Below are 13,708 nucleotides of genomic sequence, written 5' to 3'. Positions count from 1 at the left end.
TGGTTATCATACACGGACCTCATTTGGTCCAATCCCTACGCCGGTACTAACCGGATCAGGTCAATGGGTATGATCTCAGCCCGTTAGAGCAAATTGCTCGTGTAAGGCACCCCTTAATGGTTGCAAAAGTAGAAGAAAACTATCGGCTGAAAAAATCCTCTAGCAGATCTCTGGCGGATTTAACCCGCATGTCCTCAATGCCTGATGCGATACCATATGGCAGATCATGCTCTTTGAGGTAGTTTTCATAGATGTCAAAAAAATGCTTTCTAAGTTTTGGGTGTTCACGTTGAGGATCTGGCCGCCAGATCAAATCAATGTTTCCAAGTATATAGAAATCGTATTTTCGGTTAGCCAGCTCTTCCAATATCCATGGATCGGTATCCCCATATTTGTGGTCGCTCCATACCTTCATGACAATCAGATTGGTATCACAAAAAAGATATTCTCCAGCCTCCTCGGCCTTATCATCCTCCCATGCCATCTGACCCTGAGCAATGGCGAGCAAATCTTCCTTATCATATGGCCGATCCAGTCTATCCAGGTAGAATCGAGCGTATTCTGGCACCCACTCCGTTTCATAAATCCTCGCCAGGTGTTGGCACAACTCGCTTTTTCCTGTTGACTCAGGTCCGATTATCGCTATTCGCTTAGTCATTGTTTTCGTATGATTTCTTCCATGCAAAAAAGCCCCAAAACGCCAGTCCAGTAAAGATCAAAAACTGTATAGCTGTGAATGGCAACCCTTTGTACAAATAAAGTGGTACCGAGATAATATCAGTGATGATCCAGGCTATCCAGTTCTCTACTTTCTTCTTGGCCATCAGCCACATTCCCACCAGTGCAAAAGAAGTCGTCACCGCATCCCAATTGGGCACGTCACTATCTGTGTAGGCAATCAGTACATAGCGAATCAGTAAAAAGGAACAGATTAACAACAATATGCTCAAATGATTTTCGCTCCGGCTGTTCCAGGAAACAGGTATCTGCTGCCTGGAGGCATCTTTTGTATGCACCCAGTTGTACCATCCATAAACGCTCATCACAAAATAATAGGCGTTGATGCCCATGTCTGCATATAGCTTGTATTCAAAACACAGATAGACGTAGATCAATACAGAGACAATCCCAGTCGGGTACACCAAAATGTTTTCTTGCTTGGAATACCAAACACTCAACAAGCCGAAAACGACGGCCAAAGCCTCCAGCCAAGTGGTTTCATAAAATTGCTCCAGTACCAAAGAGAAGAATTCGTTCATGCCGTGAAATTATAAATCACTTTTAGTTTTACAATCTTATCAGGACTAGTTAATTTTGCCCGGCAAATAATAACAAATATTATTTGCATGAATTTCGACGACAAATTTCTCTTTGAAGCACTTACTTACGACGATGTACTGCTGCTTCCCGGTTATTCAGAAGTGCTCCCACGAGACACCGATACAACCACCAAAATCACGCGAAATATTTCTCTGAACATCCCTTTGGTTTCTGCTGCCATGGACACAGTAACTGAGGCTAACCTGGCTATTGCTATGGCTTTGGAGGGTGGATTGGGTTTTATTCACAAAAACATGCCGGTAGAAAAACAAGCCGCGCAGGTGCGTAAAGTAAAAAGATCTCAAAGTGGGATGATTTTGGATCCAATCACACTAGCTCATGACAGTGTGGCAGGAGATGCTGAGAAAATCATGCGTGAGCATAAAATCGGTGGGATTCCAGTAGTTGACAGTCATAAAAAACTCATTGGGATCATCACCAATAGGGATCTGCGCTTTCAGAAAAACATGAAACGGCCTATCAGCGAAATCATGACCAAAGAAAACCTCATTACTGCTGAGGTAGAGGTAGGGCTGAAAGAGGCTGAAGAGATCCTGCAGGAGTACAAAATAGAGAAACTTCCGATCGTCGACAAGGATGGCAAACTCACAGGACTGATCACGTACAAAGATATTCTGAAAAACAAAGATCGGCCGAATGCCTGCAAAGATGAATATGGACGATTGCGTGTAGGTGCGGCTGTTGGTGTCACACCAGACATTAGTGATCGAATCCAGGCACTGATCAACGCCGGAGTGGATGTGGTAAGTATTGATACTGCTCATGGCCACTCCAAAGGGGTGATTGATGCAGCCAAAAATATGAAGAAGCAATTCCCGGATCTCGAGCTGATTGTAGGAAATATTGCTACAAGAGAAGCTGCGGAGGCCTTAATGGAAGCTGGTGCTGACGCTATTAAAGTAGGTGTAGGTCCAGGAAGTATCTGTACCACTCGTGTGGTAGCTGGAGTTGGGGTACCTCAACTGTCCGCAGTATATGAAGCAGCCAAAGCTGTGAAAGGCAAAATCCCAATTGTCGCAGATGGAGGTATTCGGTTTTCAGGAGACTTGGTCAAGGCGATAGCTGGTGGAGCTAGCAGCGTAATGATCGGTTCACTACTTGCAGGAACCGATGAGGCACCGGGAGAAATGATCATCTATGAAGGTCGAAAGTTCAAAACCTACCGTGGTATGGGCTCCGTAGAAGCCATGGAAGAAGGTTCGAAAGATCGTTATTTCCAGGATGCTGAAGATGACATTAAGAAATTAGTCCCTGAAGGAATCGTGGGACGAGTTCCTTACAAAGGAATGGTAGCTGAGGTCCTTTACCAGCTCGTAGGTGGACTAAAAGCAGGAATGGGATACTGTGGTGCAGGCACTGTTGAGGCGCTACATGATGCCAAATTCGTAAAAATAACAGCGGCAGGTGTGGCAGAATCTCACCCGCACGATATCAACATCACCAGAGAAGCTCCAAACTACAGCCGTAGATAAGCATTCTCAACCCTACTGACTGGAATGTTAATTTGGGTTAAAAGGCAAAAGCCATACTGACGATACTGTCAGTATGGCTTTTTTATTACCGGGAAGCCCGTATTTTTGTACTGTTTCGAATGCTAACCAACAAACTCAAAATAAGGCTAAGTCTACTCACAGGAATACTGTCCTGGTTGTTGTTTACATTTTTTGATCTGTACCTACTATTTGTAGAAAAGTATCAACTAAATGTAAACCTCTCCGAGGTATTGCCTCAGGTATTTTTGACTACCTTGGTGGTTAGCACCTTGTTCTTCTATCGGTATACGATCACCAAAGCCGATAGCGTCAATTTCATAGACCTGCTTTGGAGAGTCTTTATCACCGGACTGGTCACCACCATCGGCTCCTTACTGATTCGAGGGTTCTTCTTTGTCTTTGGCAATAGTACCATTACTGAAAATGCCCTGACCATCAACTTCCTTTACAATATTCTTATTGGGCTGGTGGTCATTTATCTGGTTTCCACATTTGTGGTTTGGAAACGACTGATACTGTATCAAAAATCCAAGAGTCTTATTCAACTCTGGACCATATTCGAGTATTCCCTTTTTGCGAGCTTACTCTTTGACTGGTTTGGGTATGAGTTCATGAGCATTAATTTCAACACAGCGTTGATTTTTCTGTGCATTTTCGCTTTGGTACTATCCTTCAACCTGAAGTGGATCGCATATTTGAACTTCAAACAGAAGTGGAAGAGTATTCTTTTCATTCTGCTATCAGGAATCTACGTTTTTCACTTTCTGATCAACTTACTCAATCTGGCCGAAACCGGATTGCTTAGCATCAACTTGCTGGATCGCGTATTTATCGTATCCCTTTTTGTTTTTATCATTTTATATGCAGGCATCTCGGTACTCGTCACACTCTTTAACCTCCCGACCTCCAGTGTATTCGAACGCAAACTCCAGGAAGCAATTGATTTTCAAAAACTGAGCCAATCCATTCCTGCCGGACAAAATGCAGAGCAGACTTATGACATCCTACTAGAGAGCTCCATGAGTGCGGTATTTGCTGATGCTGCCTGGTTGGAAATTCGCCAGGGTCAAGATCCGATTTTGATTACTCGTGGCATTACTGACCCTACTGTTCAGGACATCAAACACAGCGTAAAACAAGAGCACATCCGAAATATTCTCAACTATCAGTTCAATGGAGAATATGCTTCCAGTCGGGTGATTGGCTCATTAAATTACCCGGATTTCAAATCCATTATTGCTGTCCCGGTGATGATCCAAAACCAGCAGACTGGTGCCCTTGTGTTGCTACAGGAAGTAAGCGATGCTTTTAACAGAGAAATGGTAGACATCATTTCTACGTTCGTCAATCAGGCAAGTATTTCCCTTGAGAACTTCCAGTTGATTCAAGAGGCAATCGAAACGGAACGCTACAAAGAGGAATTGAAAATTGCCAAAAGCGTACAGAAAAGCCTGTTGCCCTCTGAGATGCAGCACAACGATCGATTCGATATTTTGGGATTCAGTATGGCGGCCGATGAGGTAGGTGGAGACTACTATGATGTGTTGGAACCAAACGAAGGCATCTTCAACCTGATCATAGGTGATGTGTCCGGCAAGGGTACTTCAGCAGCGTTCAACATGGCACAGATGCGCGGCATATTTCATAGCCTTGCCCAAAAGGACGAAAACCCAAGCGAGTTCATCATACAGGCCAACGCCGCTATGAGCCGCTGCCTGGAAAAATCTTCCTTCATTACAGCCATGTATTTTCGGATCAATACGCATGACAATTCCATGGCTTATGTGCGAGCAGGACATTGCCCAGGGCTTTTTTATTCCGCTTCATCTAAGAAAATCTGTCGTTTAGAGAATAATGGTCTGGGTTTAGGCATTCTGAGAAACTCTGAATATAACCAGTACGTTGAAGAACATACAATCTCTTATAAGCCGGGAGATTTGCTTCTGCTATACACCGATGGTATAGTAGAAGCCAAAAACGCCGACAATCAGCAGTTCGGACTAGAAGGCTTGGAACCCTCACTGCTCAACCACGTTGATGAGCCACTGGAAGAAATGAAAAATGGCATTATCAACGACCTAATGAAATTTTTGAATGGAAATAAACTCGACGATGATTACAGTTTAACCATCGTCAGGTTTAAGTAATGATTATGGTTAGAATAGAAACAAGTAAGGAAAATGACTATCAGCTGATCCAGGTTTATGGAGAGATTGATGCCAGTTCGTCCATAGAATTAGACAATGCCTTGAAAACGGCTGCAGCAGAGTCTTCTCAAATACTGATAGACCTGGAGCACCTGGAATACATCTCTTCCGCCGGGCTTGGCGTATTTATCAGCTACCTGGAAGAGCTTAAAAAAAATGAGGTCAAGTTGGTCATTTTCAGCCTGAAAGATAAGGTTTTGGAAGTTTTTGAGATTCTCGGCTTACAACACTTAATGAATATTAAATCCAATAAAACTGAAGCTCTGGAGTGCCTGAATGAAGCATAAGCTCACCATATCGTGCAGCAAAGTGAACCTGATGCGTATCCGTCAGTTTGTGGCGGAAATGCTCAACGCTACACCACTTACCGAAGTGGAGACCCACAAATTGGTACTGGCCGTGGATGAAGTATGCGCTAACCTGATCATTCATTCCAATCAATGCAATCCGACCAAAAAAATTGATGTAATCGTGGATGTGAAAGCTTCAGAAAAAATCACATTCACCATAAAAGACAGAGGCGTCAGTTTTGATATGAATAGCTATCAGGAACCCTCAATGAATGAAATCATCACCTCTGGTCGCAAAGGTGGAGTAGGGCTGATTCTGGTCAAGAGAATAATGGACAAAATTGAGTTCTCTACCGAGAAGAATTATAATATTTGCAGATTGACCAAAAATCTAGAAAAATGAGATATTGGTGGGTTGCACTGCTTGCTGTTCTCGCAGCCTGTGAGTTCTTTAAACCTAAGGAAGTGACCAATGAGCCTCCTATTGCCAAGGCCATGGAAAGCTACCTTTACAGCTCGGACCTGGAAGGTCTGGTGGCACCCAATACCTCCAATGCGGATAGCACCAAAATTGTGGCTAAGTATGTGGAGGACTGGGTTAAAAAACAGCTCATGATCTCACGATCATCTCAGGCCATAGATTTCAATGAAGCGGAAATCGAGCGAAAGGTTTTAGATTACAGATATGCCCTGATGGTTCACTCTTTCGAGAAGAAGTACATAGATGAAAACCTCAACCGGGTGGTTGGGCCGGAAGACATAGAATCGTACTATAAGAATAAATCGGATAACTTTTTGTTGAAGCAAAACATCCTGAAATGCTTGTTTGTACAAACCCCGAAAGACGCCCCAAATCTCAGTCAGTTTAGACGAAATTTCAGAGCATACCCTGATGGAAACCTGGAGGATCTAATGTCTTATGTGGCACAATTTGCCACAAAATCGTTTATGGAAGACACCACATGGATCATATTTGACGACTTGATCTTAGGAACTCCACTCGGAACGCTTCAGGATAAAAATCAATTTCTATCTAAGAATACGTATTCAGAGACGTCTGATGACAACTACATTTACTTTCTTAAAATATTTGACTACAAAATTTCAGATGAGATCTCTCCGTTAGAGTTCATACGAGAAGACATAGAAACGATCATTATCAACAAAAGAAAACTTGCGCTGAAGAAAGAGCTAGAAGCAAAAATTTATGAGGAAGCAGAAAAGAACAACGAGTTTGAGATATACAGCAATTAGTTTCTTATTATTAATCGCAAGCCTGAGTGTAAACAGTCAGGAAGTAGTGGTTGATAAAATCATCGCTAAAATTGACGATTACATAGTGCTGAAATCGGATCTGGAAAGAGCCTATCTGGAATACCTGTCCAAAGGTCAGTTTCGCGGTTCGAATGCCAAATGCCAGATTTTAGAGCAACTGGTGGTCAACAAGATGCTGGTGGCAAAAGCTCAAATTGATTCCGTTGAGGTTTCTGATATTGAGGTGCAGTCCAGCTTGTCCAGAAGAATGGATTACATGATCTCACAAGTAGGCTCTGAAGAAGAATTGGAAAAATACTATGGCAAGTCCATGGAGCAAATCCAAAATGAGATCTTCGACGATATCAAGGAGCAGCTGACCATTCAGCGAATGCAGGAAACCATTATTTCAGATCTGAAGGTATCTCCAGCGGAAGTGAAAAAATTCTTCAAAACGATCCCAAGAGACAGCTTACCGTTCTTCTCCACCGAGGTAACTGTCGGACAAATCGTAAAGGCTCCAACTCCCGGCAAGAAACAGAAAGAAGAGGTTCGCAAATTGATGTATGAGATCAGAGGACGGATTCTTAGAGGTGAGTCTTTTGCGGACTTGGCAAGGGAATATTCGGAAGACCCGGGCTCGGCGGCAAGAGGCGGTGAGCTCCCCTTCTACAAACGCGGAGATCTGGCTCCTGAATTTGAAGCTACTGCCATGACCCTGGACGAAGGTGAGCTTTCCATGCCCATTGAAACACAATTTGGATACCACTTGATTGAGCTCCAGCAAAAGCGAGGAAACACCTTTAAATCAAGACACATACTAATTAGTCCTAAGCCATCTGCCAGAGATGTGGAAAAGGCAGAGCTGTACCTGGACAGCCTCCGAACGGTCATTCTGGCGGATAGCATCAGTTTTGAAAAAGCTGCCAAAGAGTATTCTGATGATCAGCTAACTTCTTCTAACGGAGGTTATTTTCTAGACCCAAATGAATCCAACCGAGTATCGGTAGAGCAGCTAGACCCAACCATCTTCTTCACACTAGACACCATGCAAATTGGCACCATTACCAAGCCTATCGAATTCCAGCAAGCGGACGGCTCCAATGCATTTAGAATCCTGTACTATAAAAACAGAGTGGCACCCCATCAAGCCAACTTGAGTGATGATTACCAGAAAATTGCAACTGCAGCACTAAACAATAAACAAAACAAGATATTATCTGAGTGGTTTGATGATGCCAGGGACAACGTCTATATTGAGATTGATCCTGAATATGATAATTGTAACCTATTACAGCTATAACAAGATACTGAATGGCGGAAATTGACAATGAAGTTGAGGTAGCAAAAGAACTGAGTGCTGCCTATGATAAGCTTGAGAAGGAAATAAGCAAAGTTGTCGTAGGACAAAAAGAAACGGTAAAACTCCTGATCACCTCGATCTTCTGTGGAGGTCACGCGCTACTGGTGGGTGTTCCCGGCTTGGCGAAAACCCTGCTTGTCCATACCATGACCAATGCACTTGGTCTCCAATTTAACCGCATTCAGTTCACCCCCGATTTGATGCCATCTGATGTGCTAGGAGCTGAAACACTCGATCAGGAACGTAATTTCCGTTTCATCAAAGGTCCCATCTTCGCCAATGTGATTCTGGCAGATGAGATTAACAGAACTCCACCAAAAACACAATCTGCATTGCTAGAAGCCATGCAAGAAGGCGCTGTGACTACAGGAGGTAAGAATTATGTATTGGACAAGCCATTTTTTGTATTGGCCACCCAAAACCCAATAGAACAAGAAGGTACTTATCCGCTTCCAGAAGCTCAGCTAGACCGTTTTATGTTCATGATCAAGCTGGAATATCCGAGTCTGGAAGAAGAGCTCAACATTGTGAAACAAACAACAAGTGGGGATACTACTGAGATTGGTGAAATCATTTCTAAGGAAGACATCCTGAAATACCAGGCACTCGTCAAAAAAGTACCGGTTCCTGACAATGTGTTTGAATACATCGTCAAACTGGTTCACAAGACAAGACCATTTACTCAACATGCTGCGGAAACGTCCAATGAGTACCTGGAATGGGGAGCAGGTCCAAGAGCCAGTCAATTCCTGGTGCTTGCCGCTAAATGCAATGCTTTGCTCAAAGGGAAGTTCTCACCAGATATCGAAGACGTCAAGGAAGTAGCCAAACCAATACTTCGTCACCGTATTGTGCGCAATTTCAAAGCTGAAGCTGAAGGTAAAACGGAAGAACTATTGATTGAGAGTCTGCTATAAAGATTACCAGGTAGACTTGTCTACATCTTTATAGACTTTGGCAACACCTTCTTCCAGTCCAATAGATGGCTGCCACCCCATTTGATTGATGCGGGAACTATCCATGAGTTTGCGAGGTGTTCCATTTGGTTTAGAAGTATCAAATTGGAGTTCACCCTCGAATCCAACTACTTCTTTCACCAGTAGCGCTAAATCCTTTATGGTGATTTCAGACGAGGACCCAACGTTGATAGGACTTCCCTCAGCATAATGATCCATCAGGAACAAACAAGCCTCGGCCAGATCGTCTACATGCAGAAACTCTCTCAGTGGAGACCCATCTCCCCAGATCTCAACTGATTCTTTTTTTTCCACTTTGGCACTATGAAATTTGCGAATCAGCGCAGGCAATACGTGTGAGTTCTGCAAGTCATAGTTATCATTAGGGCCGTACAGGTTGGTTGGCATGGCGCTGATAAAATCACATCCATACTGATCCCTATAGGTCTCACACAACTTCACTCCTGCTATTTTGGCAATGGCATAAGGCTCATTGGTCGGCTCCAACTCTGCAGTCAACAGGCTATCTTCTCGTATCGGTTGCTCAGCAAACTTTGGATAAATGCACGAACTCCCAAGGAAAAGAAGTTTTTGAACATTATTTACTCTGGCCGCCTCGATGATGTTTGATTCGATCATCAAATTTTCATACAAGAAAGCACCTCTATAGGTATTATTGGCGTGGATGCCACCAACCTTCGCAGCAGCAAGAAACACGTATTCTGGTTGCTCTTTTTCAAAAAAAGTCTGGACAGCTTGTTGGTTGGTTAAGTCCAACTCGGAAGATGTCTTGTAGACCAGGTTATCATGTCCAAGAGCTGTTAGCTTTCGCTGAATCGCTGAACCAACCATACCTCGGTGGCCTGCTATGTATATTTTGGCGTTTTTTTTCATCCCAATTACTCTGCCTGGTGCAGGATATCGTGTCCTCCTTTTAGTAAATACTGATCCCTCTCAAATCGCTTCAAATCATGTGCTACCATTTCCTGAATCAACTCTTCAAAGGTGTATTTGGGTTCCCACCCCAGCTTTTCTTTGGCTTTGGAGGGGTCTCCTATCAACAAATCCACTTCAGTTGGTCGGAAATATTTAGGGTCAATTCGCAAGACGATCTGATCTTTCTTGAAGGCATATTTAGGATCAGCCTCAGCAACTATTCCAATTTCATCCACACCACTACCTTCAAACCTCAGGGTAACACCTACATTCTTAAAAGCCAATTTGATCAGGTCACGAATAGAGGTAGTCTTGCCAGTGGCCAACACAAAATCTTCTGGCTGATCCTGCTGCAGCATCAACCACATACCATACACATAGTCTTTGGCATGTCCCCAGTCTCTTTTTGCCTCCAGATTACCCACAAACATCTCCTGCTGTAAACCTAGAGCCATCTTAGCCACACCGCGTGATACTTTTCTGGGAAGAAACGTCTCACCTCTCAGCGGGGATTCGTGATTGAACAGGATGCCATTACAAGCGAACATATTGTAAGCTTCCCGATAATTTACTGTAATCCAATAAGCATAGAGCTTGGCCACTCCGTATGGTGATCTGGGATAAAATGGAGTCTTCTCAGTTTGCGGAACCTCCTGCACTTTACCATATAGCTCTGAAGTGGACGCCTGGTAGATTTTCACTTTGTCAGTCAACCCTAAAAGTCGTACTGCTTCCAATATCCGCAGGGTTCCCGTACCGTCTACATTGGCCACATATTCTGGAGTTTCGAAACTCACCCGAACATGCGACATAGCGCCTAGATTATAGATTTCATCCGGCTGTACCTCCTGTATGAGACGAGTCAGGTTCAGTGAATCTGTGAGGTCACCATAGTGCAGAAACATCCTTGCATCGGTGTTGTGCGGATCCTGGTAAAGGTGATCAATTCTTTCCGTGTTGAAAAGAGAAGCGCGTCTTTTGATGCCGTGTACTTCGTATCCTTTTTCCAATAGAAGTTCAGCCAGATATGCTCCATCTTGCCCGGTGATTCCAGTGATTAATGCCTTTTTCATGAACTTAATGGTTTTAGAACTGACTTAAGAAACGCATATCGTTCTCCGAAAAGAGGCGGATATCATCTATCTGATATTTAAGCATGGTGATTCGCTCGATTCCCATACCAAATGCAAAGCCGCTGTATTCTTTGGAGTCGATTCCGCAGGCTTCCAGCACATTCGGGTCTACCATTCCAGACCCACCAATCTCTACCCAACCGGTATGTTTACAGATTTTGCAACCATCACCTTTACAGATGAAGCAGCTAATGTCGATTTCCGCACTTGGCTCCGTAAATGGGAAAAAAGAAGGCCTAAATCTCACCTGAGTATCCTTGCCGAACATTTCTTTGGCGAAGTGATACAGTGTTTGTTTCAGGTCTTTGAAAGACACCTCCTTATCTACATACAACCCCTCTACCTGATTGAAGAAACAATGCGCTCTGGCAGAAATAGCTTCATTTCGGTAGACTCGTCCAGGCATGATGGATCTAAATGGAGGTTGACCGTGTTCCATCAACCGAATTTGCACATTGGAAGTATGCGTACGTAGTAAGGTATCCGGATTTTTGGTGATGAAGTAGGTATCCTGCATTTCGCGTGCCGGATGATTTTCCGGGAAATTCAATGCCGTGAAATTGTGAAAATCATCTTCGATTTCAGGCCCTTCAGCTACACTAAATCCTTGACGTTCAAATATCTGAATGATCCGGTTCTTGGTCTTCGTGAGCGGATGCAATGATCCTGTGTTGGTAAAAGATGGGAGCGTGACATCAATGGATCCAGCCTCTTCCTTTGAGGAAGCTGTATTCACCACCTCAATCAACTCTTGAAATTTCGATTGTGCCTTTTCTTTCAAGACGTTCAGTTTCGCCCCAAATTCCTTTTTTTGCTCATTAGGAACTTCCTTAAAAGAGTTGAACAGATCGTTCATGACACCTTTTCGGCTAATGAATTTTAACCGGAAAGCCTCCAGTTCATCTTTGGTGGATGCGGTAAGCTCATCGATTTCCTTTAGGTACTGTTCTATCTTCTCTTTCATACAAATGCATTTAATCCTCTATTGTTGAGGACGAACGGCAAAAATAATAAAGCCTAATAGATTCGGTTGATTTTAATGGATTAGATGAGCAAGAAGTTGGGATTAAAAAATATTTCTGTGAATTACAACTTATTGATCAATACTGGAGTTGAAAACTTAGATAATTTGGTTTTGAGATATTGATATTTCTTCGGCCTTACTATCAAGTCTGGCCTCACTCAGTGAATACAATTTCCTTTATCTTAATTGGCCCTACTTTTCCACCGCCTGGAAGGTTGATGAAAAGTAGTCGCAACGGCGAACCGTCAAAAATCTAGGCTCCGCGCCCCGGGGCTGCGTTCATTTATTAACGCTTTTCCAATCAAAAATTGGCGAATAAAAAAGACTCGCCATTTCCTTTTTGTAATATCGATAGAGAACATCCAAAGCTCAGACAGTCTTTTATTCGTTAATCCAATTTTAGTCTGGAAAATCTAAAATGAACGAATGCCCATCCTCAAAAAATTACAATTACTCAACAGTTATTCGAATTGATCCATTCAAAACTATTCTTCTCACACGTTATCAGATTCATCCATAAATTGAAGTTACCCCTCTGATTAAGAAGGTAACCCGAAACTTTAGGACCTATGCCGATTTGGAAATGTAAAAATTGGTGGGCTTAGTGACCTGCTTTTTCAAATGTTTGAGTTTGCTCAATCGGATCTCGAATACCACCAGAAATACCAATACCACAGAGGCAATGGCAATAATTAACTCCCCATTTTTCAAATAGTTATTGAGAAGTATCGATAATCCAAGTATAGTTAAATTGAATACCACCAATGTAATAGTGGCTTGAGCGTGGTTCATACCTAATTTGAGCAACCCATGATGCAAATGATTTCTATCCGGGTCAAGTGGGTTTTTACCGTTGTAAAATCGAATCGCAAAGACCCTTAGCGTATCGAATATGGGCAAAACCAATAGAGACATACCCACACCTACTGAAGCATTGATGGGCAAAACAAATCCACCACCATCAGCCACATTGATAAAGTGAATGGCCATGGAAGACACAATAAACCCAAGAACTAATGAGCCGGTATCACCCATAAACACTTTGGATGGAAACCAATTGAAATACAGAAAAGCAAAGAGTGAGCCTACTAAAGAGATACACATCACAGCGTAGGCCAGTTCTCCTTGAGCCAAAAAAGCCCAGCCAAAAAATCCAAGAATCAAAATTCCTACCGATCCAGCCAACCCGTCAATCCCATCAATGAGATTGTAAGAGTTCGTTAGGGCCACAATGACGAAAATGGAAAAAGGAATATTGAACCACATCGGCATTTCATAAATACCCATCAATCCATAAAAACCGGTCAAGCGAATATCAGAAAGGTAAACGACTATCAAAGCACAGAATAGCTGGATGGCCAATTTGTGCTTAGCTGTGACGGAAGCTACATCATCTCGTACACCAAGCAAAAGCATGATGATGGTACCAAACAAAATGAATTTGATTTCCGTCAGTAAATGAAATGGAACGGTTATCAGAACAGAAAGAGCAAATCCCATATAAATCGCCACACCACCGAGTGAGGGAGTACTGATTGAATGGATCTTGCGCCGATCCGGATTGTCTAACAGATCGATGGACCTGCTCACTTTAATTAGAACAGGCAGCAGAATGAAAGTGACCACAAAGGCCGATAATATTGCAAAAACGATTTGCATAGGTTGCGATGGTATGAGACAAAGTTAGGCAGTCTTTGTTTTTCGGTAGATG

The 13,708-nt window shown here is 43.0% G+C and carries 13 protein-coding genes and 1 riboswitch; of the genes, 7 read left to right on the top strand and 6 right to left on the bottom strand.

What is annotated here, in order from left to right:
• Positions 1-14: 14 nt before the first annotated feature.
• Positions 15-124, bottom strand: a riboswitch (TPP riboswitch).
• A 15-nt stretch (positions 125-139) separates the two neighbouring features.
• Positions 140-658, bottom strand: coding sequence for an AAA family ATPase (locus tag ACO067_RS14060; protein ID WP_421875010.1), 519 nt, complete (start codon positions 656-658; stop codon positions 140-142).
• Positions 651-1,259, bottom strand: a complete 609-nt coding sequence (gene pnuC / locus ACO067_RS14055; protein ID WP_421875008.1) for a nicotinamide riboside transporter PnuC — start codon at positions 1,257-1,259, stop codon at positions 651-653. The genes ACO067_RS14060 and pnuC overlap by 8 nt, the downstream gene beginning before the upstream one ends.
• Before the next feature lie 87 nt (positions 1,260-1,346).
• Here pnuC and guaB point away from each other — a divergent pair, with 87 nt between their 5' ends.
• The 7 genes from guaB to ACO067_RS14020 all read left to right on the top strand — a co-directional run bounded on the left by guaB (position 1,347) and on the right by ACO067_RS14020 (position 8,865).
• A complete protein-coding gene (gene guaB, locus ACO067_RS14050) occupies positions 1,347-2,813 on the top strand; it encodes an IMP dehydrogenase (RefSeq protein WP_421875006.1) in 1,467 nt (488 codons plus the stop codon).
• 119 nt (positions 2,814-2,932) lie between these two features.
• On the top strand, positions 2,933-4,981 hold the full coding sequence (locus tag ACO067_RS14045; RefSeq protein ID WP_421875004.1) for a SpoIIE family protein phosphatase: 2,049 nt from the start codon (positions 2,933-2,935) through the stop codon (positions 4,979-4,981).
• Positions 4,982-4,986: 5 nt separating this feature from the next.
• Positions 4,987-5,328, top strand: coding sequence for an STAS domain-containing protein (locus ACO067_RS14040; protein WP_421875002.1), 342 nt, complete (start codon positions 4,987-4,989; stop codon positions 5,326-5,328).
• The gene (locus tag ACO067_RS14035) at positions 5,318-5,734 is read left to right on the top strand and encodes an ATP-binding protein (protein WP_421875000.1); all 417 of its coding nucleotides are present in this window, start codon (positions 5,318-5,320) and stop codon (positions 5,732-5,734) included. The genes ACO067_RS14040 and ACO067_RS14035 overlap by 11 nt, the downstream gene beginning before the upstream one ends.
• The gene (locus ACO067_RS14030; RefSeq protein ID WP_421874998.1) at positions 5,731-6,585 is read left to right on the top strand and encodes a peptidyl-prolyl cis-trans isomerase; all 855 of its coding nucleotides are present in this window, start codon (positions 5,731-5,733) and stop codon (positions 6,583-6,585) included. Before ACO067_RS14035 ends, ACO067_RS14030 begins: the two co-directional genes overlap by 4 nt.
• The gene (locus ACO067_RS14025; protein WP_421874996.1) at positions 6,539-7,888 is read left to right on the top strand and encodes a foldase protein PrsA; all 1,350 of its coding nucleotides are present in this window, start codon (positions 6,539-6,541) and stop codon (positions 7,886-7,888) included. The genes ACO067_RS14030 and ACO067_RS14025 overlap by 47 nt, the downstream gene beginning before the upstream one ends.
• Before the next feature lie 11 nt (positions 7,889-7,899).
• Positions 7,900-8,865, top strand: a complete 966-nt coding sequence (locus ACO067_RS14020) for an AAA family ATPase (protein WP_421874994.1) — start codon at positions 7,900-7,902, stop codon at positions 8,863-8,865.
• Positions 8,866-8,868: 3 nt separating this feature from the next.
• Here the strand turns inward: ACO067_RS14020 and ACO067_RS14015 are convergent, their stop codons facing one another.
• The 4 genes from ACO067_RS14015 to ACO067_RS14000 all read right to left on the bottom strand — a co-directional run bounded on the left by ACO067_RS14015 (position 8,869) and on the right by ACO067_RS14000 (position 13,656).
• Entirely contained in the window at positions 8,869-9,798 is a 930-nt protein-coding gene (locus ACO067_RS14015; RefSeq protein ID WP_421874991.1) for a GDP-L-fucose synthase family protein, read from the bottom strand.
• Between the two features lie 5 nt (positions 9,799-9,803).
• Positions 9,804-10,913, bottom strand: a complete 1,110-nt coding sequence (gene gmd, locus ACO067_RS14010; RefSeq protein WP_421874990.1) for a GDP-mannose 4,6-dehydratase — start codon at positions 10,911-10,913, stop codon at positions 9,804-9,806.
• 13 nt (positions 10,914-10,926) lie between these two features.
• Complete coding sequence (pheS, locus tag ACO067_RS14005; protein ID WP_421874989.1) at positions 10,927-11,937, bottom strand: phenylalanine--tRNA ligase subunit alpha; 1,011 nt, start codon at positions 11,935-11,937, stop codon at positions 10,927-10,929.
• A 627-nt stretch (positions 11,938-12,564) separates the two neighbouring features.
• Positions 12,565-13,656 carry a glycosyltransferase family 4 protein gene (locus tag ACO067_RS14000; RefSeq protein WP_421874988.1) on the bottom strand — a complete coding sequence of 364 codons (1,092 nt, stop codon included), beginning with the start codon at positions 13,654-13,656 and terminating at the stop codon, positions 12,565-12,567.
• Positions 13,657-13,708 lie beyond the last annotated feature (52 nt).

It is taken from the genome of Marinoscillum sp. (assembly GCF_965229915.1).
In the GTDB taxonomy this organism is placed as follows: Bacteria; Bacteroidota; Bacteroidia; order Cytophagales; family Cyclobacteriaceae; genus Marinoscillum.
This window is presented reverse-complemented; position numbering and strand designations above follow the sequence as displayed.